The sequence below is a fragment of the Leucobacter sp. VD1 genome (genome assembly GCF_037150695.1).
Classification (GTDB): Bacteria; Actinomycetota; Actinomycetes; order Actinomycetales; family Microbacteriaceae; genus Leucobacter.
Genome location: NZ_JBBCPO010000002.1, coordinates 678,466 through 697,916, shown reverse-complemented (window position 1 = coordinate 697,916; position 19,451 = coordinate 678,466). Strand labels below are relative to the sequence as shown.

Genomic DNA, 19,451 nt, shown 5'->3' with positions numbered 1-19,451 from the left:
GAGCCTCCAAAAATACCGGAAGCGACTGAACAGGCCCTTGGAATTGCGGATCGGCCCCGGCCCGAATCGCCCCGCTAGGCTGGGGCCATGCGCATCGCCACCTGGAACGTCAATTCGATCCGCACCCGTTTCGGCCGCGTCGCCGACTGGCTCGTGCGCGAGGACATCGACGTGCTCGCCATGCAGGAGATCAAGTGCCGCCCCGACCAGTTCCCCGTCGAGGCGTTCGAGCAGGCGGGTTATCAGCTTGAGATCCACGGACTCAACCAGTGGAACGGCGTTGCCTTCGCGAGCCGCCACGAGATGACCGACGTCGAGCGCTCCTTCGCCGGCATGCCAGGCTTCGGCAAGCCCGTGAAGGGGCAGGAAGACACGCAGGGTGTGGGGCCCAACGGCCTGCCCCTCGAAGCGCGCGCGCTCGGTGTCACCGTGGGCGATCTGCGACTTTGGAGCCTGTACGTGCCCAACGGGCGCGCGCTCGGCGATCCGCACCTCGCATACAAGCTGAGCTGGCTCGATGCGCTGCGCGAAGCCACCCACTCCTGGCTCGATGCAGACCCCGATCTCCCCCTCGCGCTCATGGGCGACTGGAACATCGCTCCCCTCGATGCCGACATGGGCGACCCGTCATTCACCGTGGGTGCGTCGACCCACGTCTCACCCGAAGAGCGGGCCACGTTCGCCTCCTTCGCACCCTACGTCGAAGACGTGGTGCGCCCCATCGTGCCCGAGGGGTTCACCTTCTGGGATTACAAAGCGGGCCGCTTCCCCAAGAACGAGGGCATGCGGATCGACTTCATCATGGGCTCTCGCACCTTCGCCGACGCGGTCACCGGGGCCTCCATCGAGCGCGATGAACGCAAGGGCGACTCCCCCAGCGATCACGTGCCCGTCGTCTGCGACATCGACGTCGACCTGCTCGGCGGCACCTTCGAAGACGAGTACGACCGCCCGATGGTGTTCTGAGCCGCATAAACTAGGTCGCATGGCTGACTTCATGCGCGTCGCATCCGTCAACGTGAACGGCATTCGTGCCGCCTTCCGCAAGGGGATGGGCGAGTGGCTCGACGCTTCGGGTGCCGACATCGTCGCGCTGCAGGAGGTGCGCGCCGCTGACGCCGACATCGCGAAGCTGGTGGCCGCAGCCGACGACGGCGGGTGGCATGTGCTGCATGATCCCTGCGCCATCAAGGGCCGCGCCGGCGTCGCCATTCTGAGCCGCACCCCCGCCGTCGCCCACCGCGTGGGCCTCGGCGCTCTCGACGCGCAGGAGAGCGTGCAGTCGTCAGGGCGCTGGCTCGAAGCCGACTTCGCCTTCGGCGACAGCACCCTCACGGTCGTCAGCAACTACACGCACTCCGGCGAGGTCGACACCCCCCGCCAGGATGCCAAGTGGGCGTTCCTCGACGCGATGGGCGTGCGCATGAACGAGCTCGCCGACGAGCGCGAGCACGTCGCCATCGTGGGTGACTTCAACGTGGGCCATCGCGAACTCGACATCAAGAACTGGCGCGGCAACGTGAAGCGATCCGGCTTCCTCCCCCGCGAGCGGGCCTACTTCGACCGCTTCTTCGGCCCGCGCGGCGAAACCGTCGTGGGCGTCGACGGCTCCGAAGGCCCCGGCCACGGCTGGATCGACGTGGGTCGCCGCTGGGCCGGCGAGGTCGACGGCCCCTACAGCTGGTGGTCGAACCGCGGCCAAGCCTTCGATAACGACACGGGCTGGCGCATCGACTACCACGTCGTCACCCCCGCACTCGGCGAACGCGTCGCCGACTACCGGGTCGACCGCTACCCCTCTTACGACACCCGATGGTCGGATCACGCGCCCGTCATCGCCGACTACCGGCTCTGACACCGAAATCAGAGGAAGATCGGCCTCGCTCGGCGTGAGTGGGCCTGGCGCCCCAGCGCGGCGCGATCCGCCCCCGATCTTCCCCTCGTTCTTCCGGCAGTCGCCGAATCCGTTCTCGTTTGTAAGGCAAGGAAAGCCCCCATGACCGCACCCACCACTTCCACGAAGCCCGTCCTGTTCTCAGGCATGCAGCCGTCGAGCGATTCGCTGCAGCTCGGCAACTACATCGGGGCGCTCGCCCAGTGGACGAAGATGCAGGAAGACTACGACGCGTTCTTCTGCGTGGTGAACCTGCACGCCATCACCGTGCCGCAGGATCCCGCTGAGCTCATCGCCCGCACCCGCCGCACCGCAGCCCAATACATCGCTGCGGGCATTGACCCGGAGAAGTCGACGCTGTTCGTGCAGTCGCAGGTGCCCGCGCACACCGAGCTGGCCTGGGTGCTGAACACTGTCACGGGCTTCGGCGAGGCGAGCCGTATGACCCAGTTCAAAGACAAGTCGCAGAAGCAGGGCGCTGACGCAGCCTCGGTGGGGCTGTTCACCTACCCGATCCTGATGGCCGCCGATATCTTGCTGTATCAGGCCGCGAGCGTCCCTGTGGGTGAGGATCAGCGCCAGCACGTCGAGCTGACCCGCGATCTCGCGACGCGTTTTAACTCGCGCTTCGGCGACACCTTCGTGGTGCCGGAGGCGCAGATCCCCAAGGGCACCGCGAAGGTCTACGACCTGCAGGAGCCGACCGCCAAGATGTCGAAGTCGGCGGAGAGCGAGGCCGGGCTCATCAAGGTGCTCGATCCCGCGAATGTCACGAAGAAGAAGATCATGCGTGCGGTCACCGACGCTGACGGCGAGGTGCGTTTCGATCGCGAGGCGAAGCCCGGTGTGTCGAATCTGCTCACCATCTATTCGGTGCTGTCGGGCCGCACGATCGATTCGGTGGTCGACGAGTATGCTGGCCGCGGCTACGGCGACCTGAAGAAGGGTCTTGTCGAGGTTGTCGAGGAGAGCCTCGCTCCGGTGCGCAATCGCACTGAGGAGCTGCTGGCGGATCCGGCTGAGCTTGATCGCCTGCTCGCGGGGGCCGCAGAGCGCGCCAATGAGGTTGCGAACCGCACGCTTGATCTGGTGTATGAGCGGATCGGCCTGATCCGCTGATTTCTCGACTCAGAGGCCGTGGGCTCAGCGGAGCCCACGGCCTGCGAGGGTGCTCACGCGTTGTCGAGCGGGAAGGCCGGGTCGCTGCTGCGCCGGATGAGCGCGGCGAGCAGCGCGATGCGCTCGGGCACTGTCGAGAGGTCGAGCCATTCTTCTGGGGTGTGGTCTCCGCCGCCGACGGGGCCGAGGCCGTCGAGTGTCGGCACTCCGCGGGCTGCGACGCGGTTGCCGTCGGAGACGCCTCCGGTGCGGGCGAGTCCGGGGGTGAAGCCGAGTTGCTGCGAGATGTCGATGGCGAGGGCGCCGAGTCTCGCAATGGCCGGGGTTTCTTCGAGTGGCGGGCAGTCGTCGGCGACGATGAGTTCGATGCGCGTGCCAGCGACCACGGGCTGTGCTGCGCGGGCTTCGATCCGTGCGACGACGTCGGCGAGGGCGGCCGCCTGGGCTGCGCGCATTTCGACGCGCAGCGAGGCCCTGTCGGGCACGATGTTGGTGCGGTCGCCGGCGCGCAGGATGCCGACGTTCACGGTGAGCCCGGTGCTCGTGTTCGCGAGTTCTTGAAGGAAAACGGTGAGGTGGGCGGCTTCGAGGCCAGCGTGCGCGCCGCGCTCGGGTTCGATGCCGGAGTGGGCGGCGCGGCCGTGCACCTCGATGTTGAGGTCGATGGCGCCCTTGCGCGACACCACGAGATCGCCGTTTTCTCTCGCGCATTCGAGGCAGAAGGCGACGTCGGCGTCTTCGGCGAGCGCTTCAAGGAAAGGGCCGCCAACGGCGGATCCGGTTTCTTCGTCTGGGGTGAAGGCGAGCACGAGTTCGCCGTAGTCTTCGGTGCCGTCGGCGATGAGCTGGGCTGCGGCGTGGAGGCCGGCGATCACACCGGCTTTGTCGTCGGTGACGCCGGGCCCGTGCGCTTTGCCGTCGGCGTCGATCGAGAAGGGGCGAGCTGCGGCGTCACCGCGCGCGAAGACCGTGTCCATGTGCGCAAAGAGGAGCACGCGTCGGGAGCCGGAGCCGGAGCGCCGACCGACGAGGGTGTCTCCTGCGCGACCCTGGGGGTCCGAGCACCGTTCGACACTGAATCCGAGTGCTCCGAGTCTGCGCTGCACCCAGTCGGCGACCCGGTTCACCCCTGCGGGGTCGTCCGATCCGGAGTCGATGCCGACGAGTGCGGCGAGGTCTTCAATGTAGGCCGCTCGTGTCGCTTCGACGCGACGCAGCAGGTCACTCGCTTCCATGCGGGAGCCTCCGGTGCTTCATGTGGGAATGATCGGTGTCTTCGGTGCGGCGCGTGCACGCTCACCCGGTTCGGGCGTTGGCCCAGGTTTCGGGCGATCCGCTTGGGCGCATCACCGGTTTCGTGGCGGCGTTTCCGTGGCAACGATGCCTGGATCCGGTCACCTCGTTTCGGAACAATCATTTCACAAGTTGCGAGCAACACAACATCGTGAAATGATTCGATCACACTCAACGTCGAGATTTGGGAGACCCCATGCACCTGTCACGAATCACTCCGATCGCCGTCGCCGCATCAGCGGCTCTCGCGTTCGCGCTCACCGGCTGCACCAACGCGGCCGAGGTCACCGCCAATGACTCCTCCGCCGCCCAGACGCCGCAGCTCCCCACCGAAACCATCAGTACACTCAAGGCCGATCCCAACCTCCAGGCGCTTCTGCCCCCTGAGGTCGCTGAGGCCGGCGTGCTCCGCATCGCCACCGACCCGACCTACGCCCCCTTCGAGGTATACGCTGATGACAACAAGACCGTCGTCGGTCTCGACGCCGATCTCGGCAACTCACTCGGCCAGCTCCTCGGGCTAAAGGTCGAGTTCATCCCCTCAAGCTTCGATGCCATCATCCCCGGCCTCTCTTCGGGCAAGTACGACATGGCGATGTCGGCGTTCTCCGTCACCGACGAGCGCAAGCAGAACGCCGACTTCGTCATCTACCACCAGTCCGGCAGCGGCGTCGCCGTGCCGCTCGGCAACCCGGAGTCGCTGTCGATGGATCCGATGACCCTCTGCGGCCGCACGATCGGCGCAGAGAAGGGCACCACGCAGGGCATGGAGATGCTGCCCGAGTTCAGCACCGAGTGTGAGGATGCGGGCAAGAAGCCCATCGACATCAAGCTCTTCCCCGGCACCGACAAGGCAATCACCGCGCTCTCCTCGGGCCGCGTCGAGGGCGTGGTCTCCGGTGCGACAGGCCTCGGTTACCAGGCGAAGATCACCGGCGCCTTCGAGCTCGCAGCCGGCGACGACTACGCCTCGAAGCCGACCGGACTCGTGCTCCCGAAGGGCTCGGCCCTCACGCCTGCGATCACCGCGGCGATGGCTGAGCTGGTCACTCTCGACCCCTACACCGAGGCGTTCGAGAAGTGGGGTATCAACTCCAGCAACCTCGTCACCCCCGATCAGGTTCCGGTGCAGTAGTCGGCTTCCTGATCACCAGCCTTTCCTGAAAGGGGCGCACCACTATGCGCACGAGATCTGCCGCACCACCGGTGCCGACAGACGTTGATTTCCCGGTCGCAAACAAGCAGCACCCGTGGCGTTGGGTGTCGGGGGCGTTCATTCTCTTCGTACTCGGCATGCTCGTCTATTCGGCGATCACCAACCCCCGCTTCCGCTGGGACGTCATCGGGCTGTACTTCCGCGACACCTCGATCGCTCAGGGCATCCAGGTCACCCTCATGCTCACCGTGGTGTGCATGCTGCTCGGCATCGTGCTGGGCGTGGTGCTCGCGGTGATGCGACTCTCGGTGAACCCGGTAGTCCGCGGTGCGGCAGGTCTCTACGTGTTCTTCTTCAGGGGCACCCCGGTGCTCGTGCAGCTTCTCCTCTGGTACAACCTTGCGGCGCTGTACCCCGACATCACCTTCGGCATCCCCGGCGTGCACCTCAATGCGAACGAGATCGTCACTCCGCTCATGGCGGCGATTCTCGGCCTCGGCCTGAACGAGGCGGCGTATATGTCGGAGATCGTTCGGGCCGGCATCCTGTCGGTCGATCAGGGTCAATCAGAGGCGGCCGGAGCGCTCGGCCTCAATAGGCTCCAGACGATGGTGAAGGTCGTGCTCCCGCAGGCGATGCGCGTCATCATTCCGCCCACGGGCAATGAGACGATCGGCATGCTCAAGCAGACCTCGCTCGTGAGCGTGCTCGCGGTGTCCGAGTTGCTCTATTCGACGCAAGTGATCTACGCGAAGAACTTCCAGGTCATCCCCATGCTCATTGTCGCCAGCCTCTGGTACATCATCATGACCACGGTGTTCACGCTCGGCCAGTCCTGGCTTGAGAATCGCTTCTCCCGGGGAAGCACCCGCCATGTTCAGCTGAGCTGGGGCGAGCGCATTCGCAAGGCGATGCGGATCCACGCACCCGAAGCGACCGGAAAGAGGGCCGCAGCATGAACCAGGCCACTGAAGCGATGGTGCTTGCGAAGCAGGTGCGCAAGCATTTCGGCTCACTGCAGGTGCTGCAGGGTGTCGACCTCGAAGTGCAACGCGGAGAGGTGGTCTGCCTCATCGGGGCCTCCGGCTCTGGCAAGAGCACTCTGCTGCGTTGCATCAACCACCTCGAGCAGCTCGATGGCGGTCGCATCTGGGTCGACGGCCAGGTCGTCGGTTACGAGCTCCGCGGTGGAAAGCTGCACGAGAAGAGCTACGCCGAGATCTGCCGGGATCGCACGCAAACAGGCATGGTGTTTCAACACTTCAATCTGTTCGCGCACATGACCGTGCTTGAGAACATCATGCTCGCACCCAAGACCGTGCTCGGCGAGAAGCATGCCACGGTGCTGCCGCGCGCAATGGCGCTGCTCGAGCGGGTCGGCCTCGCCGATAAGGCGAAGTCGTATCCGCGGCAGCTTTCGGGCGGCCAGCAGCAGCGTGTCGCGATCGCGAGGGCGCTCTGCATGGAACCCAAGCTGATGCTCTTCGACGAGCCAACCTCGGCCCTCGACCCCGAGCTCGTCGGCGATGTGCTCGCGGTGATGCGTGATCTCGCAGCCTCGGGCATGACGATGATCGTGGTCACTCACGAAATGGGCTTTGCTCGCGAGGTGGCGGATCGCGTCGTGTTCATGCACGGCGGGCAGATCGTGGAGCAGGGTCCGCCGGAGCAAGTGCTCGGTGATCCGCAGCACGAGCGAACCAGAGCATTTCTCTCCGCGGTGCGCTGACGCGCAACGATTGAGGGGGCCGGCGCATGCGCCGGCCCCCTCAATCGTGCGTGCCGCCTCAGATGAGGTCGAGGCGCTGCACGGTCTGCTCGATACGCCCGATGCGCTCGCGAGCGGGCAGGCCGATCCGCGTGACGAGTTCTTCGAAGAGCGCCTCGATGAGCGCCATGACGGGCACCACCGAGTCGAAGGGGCCACGTTCAGCGGCGACGCTCGTAAGCACTGCGTCGGCTTCGCTCGCGCAAGGCGAGACCCATTTGTCGGTGACAACGATCACCGTGGCCTTGCGCGACTTCGCGTGCTGCACGAGGTTGCGCGTCTCGGTCTCGTAGCGCCGGAAGTCGAAGGCGACGAGCACGTCTTTGGAGTCGAATTCGGACATCGCCGCACCGCGCAAACTCGCCATCTGCGGCACCATCTGAACGCCGGATCGGAGCTGCAGGAGACTCGCGGAGAAGTACTCGCCGAGAAACATGCTGTAGCGCCCGCCGACGATCCAGATGCGTCGCTTCGGGTTTGCGAGCGCGGCGAGTGTTGTCTCGAAGTCATGCTCGGAAAGCCCGGCGAAGGTCGCTTTGAGATCGTCGGCGGGCACGGTGGCGAGGTCGGCGAGATCGTCTGGGTTGGCGGATCGCCGCACTCGATTCGTGCGCTCGTACAGCGTTGACGGCGAGGCGCTGCGCTGGTCGAGCTCTTCACGAAGCGCCCGCTGGATGTCGGGGAAGCCGCGGTATCCGAGCCGGGTGGTGAAGCGCACGACAGTGGCCCCGCTCACGTCTGCGAGCTCGGCGAGGCCTGCAACGGTTTCGAATCCGGCGACCGGGTAGGCGGCGAGAAGCGTACGGGCAACCTTCCGCTCAGATGGCGTGCATTCCCCCATACGTTCTCGGATGCGCGATGCCACCGTGTCGTCATCGGTCGACGGCGAGGAGTTTGATTGCTTCGCCTGTCGCGGGTCGCGGGTCACGTCGGCTCCTCGGTCTGCATGTACGTATCGCCGACTTGTGGCGAGCGCGCTCACCTCACCCTGTCAGCGATGACGTCGGGTGCCGCCGATTCTAGCAACGCAGAAGCGTTATGACACTGAAATGTTGAAATGTTCGTTTCTGCATTGCAGAAATATTCTCAACATGAAACACTTACGCCGAAGTATCCCCTCAACGACGAGACCAGGAGTGTGCCGTGTCCGCAGTTTCCCATCGAGGCAGACGCATCCGCGTCGGCCTCCTCACCGCTTCACTGACCGCAGGCCTCGCCGGCTTCGCCGCAGCCCCCGCCACCGCGCTCCCCACCGTGCCGAGCGGCACGGTCGTCGCAATCGGCGGCGCGATCTCCCCCGGCGAGCCCTACAGCACCGCGATCGTGCAGCGCATCGTCGACCTCGCCCAGGCGCACGCCGGAGCCGGGAACACTCCGAAGATTGCGGTGTTCACCACCGCCTCAGAGGTCGCGACCAACGCCGCGGAAGCCGCAGACTGGCAGAACGAGGACAACGCCACCGCCAACGGCCTGTACTACGCCAACTGGTTCCAGGCCTTCGGCGTCGACGTCTACCCCGTGCCGATCGACGTGAACGCCGGCGAAGACTACCCTGGCGACCCCTACAGCGCCGACAACGCACTTGACCCGTCGGTAGCGGCCGAGATCGCCTCCTCGGACGCGGTGTACTTCGGCGGCGGCGATCAGATCAACTACGTGCGCGCGCTTATGGGCTGCACCGCAGCCGATCCGGCAGACGCAGCGATCTTCCTGTTTGATACCTGCTCGGGCACCCCCGCCATGGCGGCGATCCGCTCGGTCGTCGACTCCGGCGGCGTATCCGCAGGCACCAGCGCTGGCCTCACCATCCAGCAGGGAAGCGACATGATCACCGGCGGCGACCCCTACCCGGCTTGGCGCGACGGAGCAGTCCCCGGCTGGTTCGAAGACGACCGTCTCGCCTACTCCCCCACCGGCGGCTTCGGATTCTTCAGCGAAGGCATGCTCGACTCCCACTTCGCCCGCCGCGACCGCCAACCGCGCATCGTAAAGCTCGCACTCGAGCGCCAGCACACCCTCGCCTTCGGCGTCGAAGAGAAGACTGCGCTCGTCGTCGATCGCGCCACCCGCACCGGTGAAGTCATCGGCGAACTCGGTGTCAGCCTGCTCGACGTCGGCGCCGCATCCACGGACGGCACGAACGCTGCGGGCGTCGTCTACTCGTACCTGAGTTCCGGATCCACAATCGACTTCGCAAGCGGCGAGATGACCCTCGCAGGCACGCCGCACAACGGCCCAGGCACCGCGGCGCCACCCGCCGCGCCCACCGACATCTGGGGCTCGTATGAGTGCGACTACGGCACCTTCGGCACGCTGCACCTCGCCCAGGGACTGGTCACCTCAACCGCATCGACAGCCTTCGGAGACAGCTGCGATACGCCGGTGGAATCACCTCGCTTCCGCACCACCTACCACCGCACCGCCGCCACAACATGGAACGACGATGGCGGCTTCACCAACCTCGAGATGAGCATCACCCGCATCCCCTCATTCACCGCGAGCGCCCGACTCATCGGCGCAGCCGCCAGCGGATCGCTGCCCGTCGGCAGCGAGGCCGACATCGAAGTCACCGTCACCAACACCGGCGGCACCCCACTCGGCGGCATCAGCATCAATGGCGCCGCAGCCGCGGGCGCACCCGCCTCCCTTGCACCCAACGCCTCAGCGGTGCTCACGATCCGCCGCACCGTCGCCGCCGGCCCTCAGACCTTCACAGTCGAGGTGGGCGCCACCGCGCTCGACACGAACGGAGCCGAGCTGCGTGTCGCCGCAGCCCCGCAGACGGTCTCCGCTCAGATCACCGGCACCCCGGCACCGCAGCAGCCGACGACCCCCGCCCCGAATGGCGGGTCGGCCACGCCTGCCACGCAGCACGGGAACGCCACCCTGGCGCGCACCGGCGGGCCCGAGTTCGGCTGGCCGCTCGCCATCGCCGGCCTCCTCCTCGCCGGAGCAGCCGGCGCCCTCGCAGGCACCAGGCGTCTCGCCCGCCGCTGACACCAGTGCCTCCCCGACCACACATCATCAACTCCGCAGAAGGAGCACCATCCATGCTGACCACAGCACCAGCCCTCCGGCAACGCCACAGCGCCCGCCGTCCGATCACCGTCGCCGCGGCACTCACCGCAGGCGCCCTGCTCCTCTCGGGCTGCGGCGCATCAGGCGGCGGTGACGACGCCACGAAGAACATCGTGAACGTCGTCACCCCGGCACAGCCCGAAAGCCTCGACCCGCAGATCGCCACCGACTCGATCATGGCGGAGATCACCCTCCCCGTGTACGAGACCCTGCTCGCCGCCGACGCCGAACTCCAGCCGCAGCCGATGCTCGCCGAATCCTTCGAACGGAGCGCCGACGGCCTCGAATACACCTTCCGCCTGCGCGAAGGCGTGCAGTTCCAAGACGGCAGCGCGCTCGACGCCGATGACGTGGTCGCCTCAATGAACCGTTGGGATCGCGTCTCGATCGCCGCTCAGGAAGCCTTCGCCGGGGCAGAATGGACAAAAGTCGACGATCTCACCGTGAAGCTCACCGTGCCGAGCGCGAGCTTCCTGCACCTGCTCTATCTCTCAAACGTCACCACCGCCTACGCCGCGATCATGCCCTCCGAGGTCATCGACAAAGTGGGCGACGAGCCGATCTCCGACGTCGCCGACATCATCGGCACCGGGCCGTACCGTCTCGCGAGCTGGGATGCCGACCGTGAGATCGTCATCGAGAAGTGGGACGACTACCAGTCGCGAGACGAAGCATCGAGCGGCTTCGCCGGGGCGAAGCACGCAAGCCTCGACAAGGTGGTGTTCAACTTCGTGTCCGATGCATCCACCCGGGCCATGGGCATCCAGTCCGGCCAGTACGACGCAACTACCGAACTCCCCTTCGACAGCCTCGACCAGTTCTCCAACGACCCCAATCTCGTGCTCGACACTTACCTCGTCGGCCCGATCAACCTGGTCTACAGCGACGACCCCGCGAGCCCCTTCTCGAACGTCACGAACCGGCAGGCGGTGAACACCGCCCTCGATCGCGACCCGATCATGCTCGCAGCGGTCGGCTCGGAAGAGCTCTACGACCTCGTGCACCACAACATGACCCGTGAGCAGCAGGCGATCTGGGATACCGAAGTCGGGAAAGACGGCTTCAACGTGCACGATGCGGCACAGGCGAAGGAAATGCTCGCGGAGGGCGGCTACACGGGAGAGCCCATCACCCTCCTCGCGAACAAGGACTACACCGAGGCGTACAACTCGGCCGTCGTCGTCGCAGAGCAGCTCAAGGCGATCGGCATGGACGTCACCCTCGACGCCTACGAGTGGGGCGCCTTCAGCGAGAAGTGGCGCGAGGCCCGCGACGAATGGGATCTCGTGGTGTTCCCGTTCAGCACCGAGGTGGATCCGACCCAGACGATCGGCTTCCTCCCCGACCGCGCCGGCTACTTCGACGGCCCTGAACTCCAGAGTCTGCTCACGCGCTTCCGTGCGGCACCGACGCAGGCCGATGCGAGCGCGATCTACGACGACATGCAGGCGTACGTCGAGAAGACCCGCCCCATGAGCCGTATCGGCGACGCGCACAACGTCTACGCCGCGAACAAGGATCTTGACCTGCCCTGGTTCCACGAGCACTTCGTGTGGTGGAACGCCGGCTGGAAGCAGGCCGACTGACCCGGTGCCGGGCCGTTCGCGGCCCGGCACCCCACCCCCACCCGTTCCTCTCACGGAAATCGCATGCTCACGTTCATCTTCAAGAGGCTGCTCAGCCTCGTCCCCGTCCTCTTCGTCGTCTCCGTGGTGATCTTCTCGCTCATCCACCTCACCCCCGGCGATCCCGCACGCCGCATTCTCGGCCAGAAAGCCCCCGACGAGCAGGTGGCGGCGCTGCGCGAAAGCATGGGTCTCGACGAACCCGTCATCACCCAGTACCTCAACTGGGTGGGCGGGGTGTTCCGCGGGGATCTCGGAGATTCCTACTTCCTCCACAAGAGCGTCGTGCAGGCCATCAGCGACAACGCGGTGCCGACCGTGCAACTCGCAGCAATCGCCATCATCGTAGCGATCCTCCTCTCCGTGCCGTTTGGCACCCTCGCCGCCCGCTACCGAGACGGCTGGCTCGACCGCTCGCTGCTCGGTTTCACCCTCGTCGGCATGACCGTGCCGAGCTTCGTGCTCGCCCTCGGCATGATGCTCCTCTTCGGGCTCGCACTGCGCTGGCTGCCGGTCTCCGGGTACGTGAACCCGTTCGACAACTTCAGCGACGGCATCCGCACGCTCATCATGCCCGGCATCGCGCTCGGCGCGATCACCGCAGCGATCATCACGCGCACCACGCGCGCCGCAGTGCTCGACGTACTCAACGCCGACTACATCGACGCCGCCCGTTCGCGAGGCGTGCTCGAACGCCGGCTGCTTTTCTCCCACACCCTCAAGAACGCGAGCCTCCCCGTGCTCACCATCGTCGGGCTCTCGCTCGGCGGGCTCGTCACCGGCGCCGCCGTCACCGAAACCATCTTCAACATCCCAGGGCTCGGACAGCTGCTCGTCACCTCGATCTCACGCCGCGACTACCCCGTGATCCAGGGTGTCATCCTGTTCGTCACGCTCATCTACCTGCTCACCAATCTCCTCATCGACCTGCTCTACGGCATCGTCGATCCGCGGATCCGCGTCGGAAAGGCCTGACACCGATGACCGATCACACCCCTCGCACCGGCCAGGCCTCGGTGCCGAGCACTACGATGCTCTCCATGCGCCCGGCCCCGCCGGCCCGTATCTCGCTCTGGCAGCGCATGCTCGCGAACACCGGGCTCATGTCGGGCATCGTCATCGTGCTCGCGATGTTCCTCCTCTCCGTCGTGCTCCCGCCGCTCCTCCACCTCGACCCCTTCGCGGTAGATCCAGCGGATCGCCTCGCCCCGCCCTCCGCCCAGCACCTCTTCGGCACCGACAATTTCGGCCGAGACCTCCTCGCCCGCATCCTCTCCGGCGCCTCCACCTCGCTCCTCGTCGGCTTCGTCGTCGCACTGGTGAGCGGCGTGCTCGGCGCGATCATCGGTGTGCTCGCGGTGTTCTCGAGCGTGCTCGACGCAATCCTCATGCGCATCTGCGATGGCCTCATGGCGATCCCCGCGATCCTTCTCGCGGTCGCGCTCGCTGCGGCGCTCGGCCCCAGTGTGACCAACCTCATCATCGCGCTGACGATCGTCTACACCCCGGGCACCGCCCGGCTCGTACGCTCCCGGGCGCTCGCAGTGCGCTCGGAAACCTTCGTCACTGCAAGCACGATGCAGGGCGGCAGCATGCTCCACGTCATGCTCAGACACATTCTCCCCAACACCCTCTCCGTGCTCGTCGTGCAGGCCACCTTCACCTTCGCCGAGTCGGTGATCACCGAGGCCGCCATGAGCTTCCTCGGCGCCGGTGTGCCCGCCCCGCACGCGAGCTGGGGCAACATCCTCTACGACGGGAAATCGGTGATCATGCAGGCCCCGCAGATGATTCTCATCACGAGCGCCTTCCTCATCGTGACGGTGCTCGCGCTCAACCTCATCGGCGACGGTCTCCGCGACCTCGTGGATCAGCGCTCCCGCGCACTCGTGGCTCGACCCGGCATCTTTGCCAGGCTTGCCGCCGTCGTCACCCCGGGCCGATTCCGTCAGGAGAACCAGCGATGACCACGCCCTCTGCAGCTCCGCTGCGCTTCGAAGACCTCACCCTCGACATCGACACCCCGCAGGGCGTCGTGCACGCGGTCACCGGCGTCTCCTTGGATCTCGCCCCTGGCGAGATCCTCGCGATCGTCGGCGAGTCCGGCTCAGGGAAGACGCTCACGGCCCGTGCCGCGCTCGGCCTCCTCCCTCCCCGCACCCGCGCGCACGGCGCAGTCATCCTCTCCGGCACCGATGTGCTCACCGCCGACCCGCAGCGTCTCAGGGAGCTGCGCGGCGGTGAGGCCGCAATGATCTTCCAGGAGCCGTCGACCGCCCTCAACCCGGTGTTCCGCATCGGATGGCAGATCGAAGAGGGGCTCCGTGCGCACGGTATGAGCGACCGGGCCGAGCGACGCGCCCGCGCCATCGAGATGCTTCGCGCGGTCGGCATCCCCGATCCTGAGCGCCGCATCGACGATTACCCTCATGAGTTCTCCGGCGGGCAGAAGCAGCGCATTGTCATCGCCACGGCGCTTGCGCTTCGCCCTGCGGTGATCATTGCCGACGAGCCGACGACGGCACTCGATGTCACCGTGCAGGCCGAGATCCTCGATCTGCTGCGCGCCTGCCGCGACGATTTCGGGGCCTCGATTGTGCTCATCACCCACAATATGGGCGTGGTGGCCGACATCGCCGACCGAGTCGCCGTGATGTACCGCGGCGACCTCGTCGAAGAGGCGCCCGTCGATGAGCTGTTCGCCGCGCCCCGCGAGGCATACACGCGCGAACTGCTCGCAGCGGTGCCGCGCCTGGGCAGCGGGCTGGGCCCAGACGGCACCGTGCGGGTGGCGCCTGCGCACGACACGGGCATCCCGTCGGCCGAGGGCGCAACATCTGAGCCGGCGGTCAGGCTCGACGGCCTCGACATCGTCTACCGCGGAACCTTCGGCAGGAACCCTGTTCGCGCGGTGCACGGAGTCGATCTGACGATCGGGCGCGGCGAGGTGGTTGGGCTCGTTGGCGAGTCCGGCTCGGGAAAATCGACCATCGGGCGCGCGATCGGCGGGCTTGAAACGATCGCTGCGGGGCATCTCGAAGTGCTCGGGGCAGATCTCGCGCGGACCCGCGGGCGCGCGCTCCGTGCGCTGCGGCGGCGGATCGGATTCGTGTTCCAGGATCCGGCCGCGTCGTTCAACCCCTTCATGACCATCGAGGAGTGCGTCATGGAGCCGCTGCGCATCCACCGCAGCCCCGGCGGGCGGGCGGCGCATCGGGCGCGCGCAGCCGAACTGCTCGACGCGGTTGAACTCCCCGGCTCGTATGCCACGCGATACCCGTTCGAGCTCTCAGGCGGGCAGCGTCAGCGGGTGGGGCTCGCCCGCGCGCTCGCCCTGCACCCAGAACTCGTCATCGCCGACGAGCCGACCTCAGCGCTTGACGTTTCGGTGCAGGCGCGGGTGCTCGAGATCTTCTCGACGCTGCAGCGCGAACTCGGCTTCGCGGCGCTGTTCATCAGTCATGACCTCGCAGTCGTCGAGATGCTCGCCCACCGCGTGGGAGTGCTCTGCTCGGGCGAACTCGTCGAGATCGGGCGCACAGAACAGGTGCTGCACGCACCAGAACATCCCTACACGCAGCGGCTCATCGCCGCGGTTCCGGTACCCGACCCCGAAGTGCAACGGAGACGACGTGCCGGGGCGGGCGACCCCGCGCATCCGCTGCTCATCGAGGAGGCTCAGGCATGAACACGCAGCTGACGGCCGGCTCGCACCCCGCAGAGGCGATTCGCGCCGATCTCGTGATTCTCGGCGGCAGGGTGCACCGGGGGCTCGCGCCCGAGGCGTCGCAGGGCGACGCACTCGCCGACGCTGTCGCCGTGAGCGGGCGCCGCATCGTGGCTGTCGCTTCGCGGGCCGACGCCGCAGGCTGGGACACTGCCGACGCTGAGGTGATTGATCTCGGTGACGCCACGATCACCGCCGGTTTCGTCGACGCCCACGTGCATCCGCTCTCCGGAGCAGAATCCCGGCATGAGGCGCTGCTGCTTCACGACTGCACCTCGATTGAGGATGTTGCTGCACGGCTCGCCGCATTCGCTGCGGATCGCGGGCCAGACGAGTGGATCCGCGGCTTCGGCCTGTCCTTCGACCTGTTTGTGGGCGGCGAGGTATCGAACGCGCCCTTTGCGGAGGCCTTCGGCGGCCGCCCCGGCTATCTCCTCCTCTTCGACGGCCACTCGGTGATCGCAAGCCCCCGCGCCCTTGAACTCGCAAGCATCGACGGTCCCCGCGACTTCGGCAACAATTCCTCGATCGAGGTCGACGCCGCAGGCGTGCCCACCGGATACCTCATCGAATCAGACGCGGAAATGCTCGTGACCGAGCTGTTTCCACGGATGCCCTTCGCCGAGCGAGTCGAAGCGGTGCGGGCGAAGCTCGCCGAGTTCGCAGCGACCGGCTACACCTCCCTCCACCAGATGAACATGGAAGAGGGCGACATCGACGTGCTCCGCGCCATCGAGGAGACCGGCGAGCTTGCCGTGCGCGTGCGTGTGTCGCCTCTGTGGCGGGCGACAGACCCCTGGCACGCCACCTTCGAACGCATGCTCGCACTGCAGGGTCTCGCTGGCAGGCGTTGGCAGGTCGAGGGCGTGAAGTTCATGCTTGACGGGAGCATCGACAACGGCTCCGCGTGGCTCTTCGAGACGGATACGCGCGGCGGCGGCGGGGAGCCCTACTGGGTGCCGAGCGCTACCTTTGTGCGCACCATCCACGCGCTGGCCGAGAGCGGAGTGCCAACAGCAACCCACGCAATCGGCGACCGCGCGGTCGAGTTCGTGCTCGACACCGTCGCTGCGATCCCGACGCACGCACCGAAGGTCACCCACCGCATCGAGCACATCGAAACGATCCCTGACAGTCTCGTGCCGCGTTTCGCGGAGCTCGGCGTGCCCGCAAGCATGCAGCCGATCCACGCCTTCACCCAGCGAGCCGACGGCTGCGACATGTGGACCACGCTGCTCGGTAGGGGCAGCGAGCGCGCCAAGCACGGGTGGCGGATCGCGGATCTCGATCGCGCGGGAGCCACTGTGGCGCTCGGCTCGGATTGGCCGGTCGAAGAGTTCGATGCTCGGCGCGTGTTCGCGGCGAATGTCACCCGGAGGCGGCACGGATCGGAGCGTCCGGCTGTCGATCCGCATCAGGCGTTGAGCCCTGAACGCACCCTCGCCGCGATCACCAGAAACTGCTGGACCGCGATCGACCGCGAGGGCGAGGGGGTGGTCGCCCCCGGCGCGATCGCAGATCTCGCGGTGTTCGCCGTTGATCCGCTCAGCGATGACCCTGACCGCTTTGCTGAGGGCGAGGTGCTGCTCACCGTCGTCGGGGGTCGCGTCGTGCACCGGGCAGAGGCGCAACATTGCCCCGAATCATAGACTGGGTCCATGACCGAGGATGACTCCCGAAACCGCATCGTTGCGGTGATCAGCCGCACCCCGTTCACCATTGCGTTCACACTCGCGCTCCTCGTGATCGCAGCGGCCACAGGCACACTCTTCACCCCGGCCTCGCAGCAGCCCTGGTATCCCCAGGTCGCCACGGGCATTCCGTCGTTCGCCGACGGCCGGTGGTGGACCGTAGTCACCTCACCGTTCTTTGTCGACCATCCGCTCGTGCTGATCACGCTGCTGCCGCTCGTGCTCGGCGGGCTCGGCTGGGCGGAGTGGCGATTCGGCTCGCTGCGCACGATCGGCCTGTTCGCGGCGGGCCACCTCGTCGGAGTGCTCGGGGCGGCCGGCATCCTCGCCCTCCTTGCGAGCACCGGCTGGCCCTGGGCGGTAGGCCTCACGACGGTCTACGATGTGGGCCCGTCCTGCGGCGCACTGACCGCGCTGGTCTTCGCGATCGCCACGCTGCCGGCTCCGTGGCGCCTGCGCGCCCGCATCGCGGTGGGGTTATGGACCGGCATTTCGGTGCTCTACCTGGGCCATCTGCACGATCTCGAACATGCGGTCTCCATGGCAGCAGCGCTGGCGGTGAGCGGCTGGCTGCCGGCTTTCCGTCGCCGGGCGGGGCGGCCGAGTCAGCGCGAATGGCGGCTGATCGCGCTGTCGCTGCTCATCGCGATCGGCGCGATTCAGGTGCTCGATCTGGTGGTTCCCTACAACGGGCCACTCGGAGCGAACGATCCGATTGCGTCGTTCACCGATGTGGCGATCGATGTGGTGGTGATCGCGCTCATCGCGAACGGTATTCGGCAGGGCTATCGCCTGGCCTGGACCATCGCGATCGTGCTCGGGGTCTTCAACGTGGTCACAGCGGCAGTGGTGCTGCCGCTGCTGCCGCTGCTCGTCGAGCAGGGCGTGCTCAGCGCCCCTTCGGAAGTCGTCGGTCTCGTGCTCGCGCCGGCCTTGTTCTGGCTCGGGCTCGTGCTCTTGCTCGTGCTGGCGCGGGGTGCGTTCCGGGTGCGGCTGCGCAAGTCCAATAGGCGGCTCGACGCGCAGGCGCTCAGCCGGCAGCAGCTCATCGAGCGGTTGCAGCACAGCGGCGGTGGCACGATCTCATGGATGTCAACGTGGGAGGGCAACCGGCGCATCGCTTCTGGTGAGGTCGGCGCTATCGCCTACCAGTCGCACTCGGGGGTCGCGATCATGCTCGGCGACCCGATCGTGCCTGCGGGTGATACGAGCGCAGCGCTCGCCGATTTCGCGCGGGTGACCCAGCAGGCTGGGCTGATCCCGTGCGTGTTCTCGGCGGGTGAGGAGGCCGCTGCGGCGCGGCCGGAGGGGTGGCGCTCGGTGATCGTGGCGGAGGACACCATCGTCGATCTGCCGGGGCTCGCGTTCACGGGCAAGGCTTGGGGTGCTGCGCGCACTGCCCTCAATCGTGCCGCCCGCGAGGGCGTCGAGTTTCGCATGGTGCGGCTCGCGGATGAACCCTGGAACGTGCTCGCTCAGGTGCGCGCGATCTCGGAGCAGTGGACGGGCGACAAGGGGCTTCCCGAGATGCGGTTCACGCTGGGCACTGTCGATGAGGCGCTGGATCCCGAGGTGCTCGTGGGCATCGCCGTCGACGGGCGGGGCGACCTGCACGGCGTCACCTCGTGGCTGCCGGTCTACGGGCCTGCCGATCCTGCGACCGGCGAACCACGCATCGTGGGGTGGACTCTCGACCTGATGCGTCGCCGCGACGGCGGATTCGGCCCGGTCATAGAGTTCTTGATCGCCGCGTCGGCGCAGCACCTGTCGGAGCAGGGCTACGAGTTCATCTCGCTCTCGGGCGCCCCGCTGGTGCGCCCGGCCGAAGCGGAGGCCGGCCCGGTGGATCAGGTGCTCGAGCAGATCGGCGGCCTCATCGAACCGCTGTACGGATTCAAGTCGCTGCACCGCTTCAAGCAGAAGTTCAATCCGCGCCACGAGTCGCTCTATCTGCTCTACCGCGATGAGGGTGATCTGCCGCGCATCGGCATCGCACTCACTCGCGCCTATCTGCCCGATGCTTCGCTGCGCGATCTGGTGGCCTCGGCTGCTTCGGCAGGGAAACCGGCCTGAGCCGCGGCCACCCCCTACAGTTGAATC

15 protein-coding genes are annotated in these 19,451 nt (G+C 66.9%); 13 read left to right on the top strand and 2 right to left on the bottom strand.

Going from position 1 to position 19,451, the window contains the following annotated elements:
* Window positions 1–87: 87 nt before the first annotated feature.
* The 3 genes from WFL22_RS08595 (at window position 88) to trpS (ending at window position 3,013) form a co-directional block, all read left to right on the top strand.
* A complete protein-coding gene (locus WFL22_RS08595; protein WP_336652291.1) occupies window positions 88–966 on the top strand; it encodes an exodeoxyribonuclease III in 879 nt (292 codons plus the stop codon).
* Window positions 967–985: 19 nt separating this feature from the next.
* Complete coding sequence (locus WFL22_RS08590; RefSeq protein WP_336992305.1) at window positions 986–1,855, top strand: exodeoxyribonuclease III; 870 nt, start codon at window positions 986–988, stop codon at window positions 1,853–1,855.
* Window positions 1,856–1,996: 141 nt separating this feature from the next.
* Window positions 1,997–3,013, top strand: a complete 1,017-nt coding sequence (trpS, locus tag WFL22_RS08585; protein ID WP_336652293.1) for a tryptophan--tRNA ligase — start codon at window positions 1,997–1,999, stop codon at window positions 3,011–3,013.
* A 53-nt stretch (window positions 3,014–3,066) separates the two neighbouring features.
* On the opposite strand, the gene WFL22_RS08580 is transcribed toward trpS, so the two are convergent.
* On the bottom strand, window positions 3,067–4,248 hold the full coding sequence (locus WFL22_RS08580; RefSeq protein WP_336652294.1) for a M20 family metallopeptidase: 1,182 nt from the start codon (window positions 4,246–4,248) through the stop codon (window positions 3,067–3,069).
* A gap of 254 nt (window positions 4,249–4,502) precedes the next feature.
* Between WFL22_RS08580 and WFL22_RS08575 the strand changes: the two genes are divergently transcribed.
* From WFL22_RS08575 to WFL22_RS08565, 3 genes are read left to right on the top strand one after another with little or no spacing between them, the layout of a single operon-like run.
* Window positions 4,503–5,441, top strand: coding sequence for an ABC transporter substrate-binding protein (locus WFL22_RS08575; RefSeq protein ID WP_336652295.1), 939 nt, complete (start codon window positions 4,503–4,505; stop codon window positions 5,439–5,441).
* Between the two features lie 44 nt (window positions 5,442–5,485).
* On the top strand, window positions 5,486–6,421 hold the full coding sequence (locus tag WFL22_RS08570; RefSeq protein WP_336652296.1) for an amino acid ABC transporter permease: 936 nt from the start codon (window positions 5,486–5,488) through the stop codon (window positions 6,419–6,421).
* Window positions 6,418–7,191: an amino acid ABC transporter ATP-binding protein gene (locus tag WFL22_RS08565; RefSeq protein WP_336652297.1), complete on the top strand. Its 774-nt coding sequence runs from the start codon at window positions 6,418–6,420 to the stop codon at window positions 7,189–7,191. Before WFL22_RS08570 ends, WFL22_RS08565 begins: the two co-directional genes overlap by 4 nt.
* Before the next feature lie 58 nt (window positions 7,192–7,249).
* Here the strand turns inward: WFL22_RS08565 and WFL22_RS08560 are convergent, their stop codons facing one another.
* Window positions 7,250–8,158, bottom strand: coding sequence for a MurR/RpiR family transcriptional regulator (locus WFL22_RS08560; protein ID WP_336652298.1), 909 nt, complete (start codon window positions 8,156–8,158; stop codon window positions 7,250–7,252).
* Window positions 8,159–8,373: 215 nt separating this feature from the next.
* Here WFL22_RS08560 and WFL22_RS08555 point away from each other — a divergent pair, with 215 nt between their 5' ends.
* The 7 genes from WFL22_RS08555 (at window position 8,374) to WFL22_RS08525 (ending at window position 19,424) form a co-directional block, all read left to right on the top strand.
* Window positions 8,374–10,227 carry a cyanophycinase gene (locus WFL22_RS08555; protein ID WP_336652299.1) on the top strand — a complete coding sequence of 618 codons (1,854 nt, stop codon included), beginning with the start codon at window positions 8,374–8,376 and terminating at the stop codon, window positions 10,225–10,227.
* 53 nt (window positions 10,228–10,280) lie between these two features.
* Window positions 10,281–11,894, top strand: coding sequence for an ABC transporter substrate-binding protein (locus WFL22_RS08550; protein WP_336652300.1), 1,614 nt, complete (start codon window positions 10,281–10,283; stop codon window positions 11,892–11,894).
* Window positions 11,895–11,957: 63 nt separating this feature from the next.
* Complete coding sequence (locus WFL22_RS08545) at window positions 11,958–12,908, top strand: ABC transporter permease (protein WP_336652301.1); 951 nt, start codon at window positions 11,958–11,960, stop codon at window positions 12,906–12,908.
* A gap of 5 nt (window positions 12,909–12,913) precedes the next feature.
* Window positions 12,914–13,900, top strand: a complete 987-nt coding sequence (locus tag WFL22_RS08540; protein ID WP_336652302.1) for an ABC transporter permease — start codon at window positions 12,914–12,916, stop codon at window positions 13,898–13,900.
* Window positions 13,897–15,621, top strand: a complete 1,725-nt coding sequence (locus tag WFL22_RS08535) for an ABC transporter ATP-binding protein (RefSeq protein ID WP_336992302.1) — start codon at window positions 13,897–13,899, stop codon at window positions 15,619–15,621. Before WFL22_RS08540 ends, WFL22_RS08535 begins: the two co-directional genes overlap by 4 nt.
* On the top strand, window positions 15,618–17,309 hold the full coding sequence (locus WFL22_RS08530) for an amidohydrolase (protein ID WP_336992300.1): 1,692 nt from the start codon (window positions 15,618–15,620) through the stop codon (window positions 17,307–17,309). Before WFL22_RS08535 ends, WFL22_RS08530 begins: the two co-directional genes overlap by 4 nt.
* A 9-nt stretch (window positions 17,310–17,318) precedes the next feature.
* Window positions 17,319–19,424, top strand: a complete 2,106-nt coding sequence (locus WFL22_RS08525) for a bifunctional lysylphosphatidylglycerol flippase/synthetase MprF (protein ID WP_336992299.1) — start codon at window positions 17,319–17,321, stop codon at window positions 19,422–19,424.
* Window positions 19,425–19,451 lie beyond the last annotated feature (27 nt).

Coding starts and splice junctions, on each gene's coding strand:
- WFL22_RS08525 (WP_336992299.1), top strand. CDS start 17,319: ATGACCGAGGATGACTCCCGAAACCGCATCGTTGCGGTGATCAGCCGC.
- trpS (WP_336652293.1), top strand. CDS start 1,997: ATGACCGCACCCACCACTTCCACGAAGCCCGTCCTGTTCTCAGGCATG.
- WFL22_RS08595 (WP_336652291.1), top strand. CDS start 88: ATGCGCATCGCCACCTGGAACGTCAATTCGATCCGCACCCGTTTCGGC.
- WFL22_RS08545 (WP_336652301.1), top strand. CDS start 11,958: ATGCTCACGTTCATCTTCAAGAGGCTGCTCAGCCTCGTCCCCGTCCTC.
- WFL22_RS08575 (WP_336652295.1), top strand. CDS start 4,503: ATGCACCTGTCACGAATCACTCCGATCGCCGTCGCCGCATCAGCGGCT.
- WFL22_RS08580 (WP_336652294.1), bottom strand. CDS start 4,248: ATGGAAGCGAGTGACCTGCTGCGTCGCGTCGAAGCGACACGAGCGGCC.
- WFL22_RS08590 (WP_336992305.1), top strand. CDS start 986: ATGGCTGACTTCATGCGCGTCGCATCCGTCAACGTGAACGGCATTCGT.
- WFL22_RS08540 (WP_336652302.1), top strand. CDS start 12,914: ATGACCGATCACACCCCTCGCACCGGCCAGGCCTCGGTGCCGAGCACT.
- WFL22_RS08535 (WP_336992302.1), top strand. CDS start 13,897: ATGACCACGCCCTCTGCAGCTCCGCTGCGCTTCGAAGACCTCACCCTC.
- WFL22_RS08550 (WP_336652300.1), top strand. CDS start 10,281: ATGCTGACCACAGCACCAGCCCTCCGGCAACGCCACAGCGCCCGCCGT.
- WFL22_RS08530 (WP_336992300.1), top strand. CDS start 15,618: ATGAACACGCAGCTGACGGCCGGCTCGCACCCCGCAGAGGCGATTCGC.
- WFL22_RS08570 (WP_336652296.1), top strand. CDS start 5,486: ATGCGCACGAGATCTGCCGCACCACCGGTGCCGACAGACGTTGATTTC.
- WFL22_RS08565 (WP_336652297.1), top strand. CDS start 6,418: ATGAACCAGGCCACTGAAGCGATGGTGCTTGCGAAGCAGGTGCGCAAG.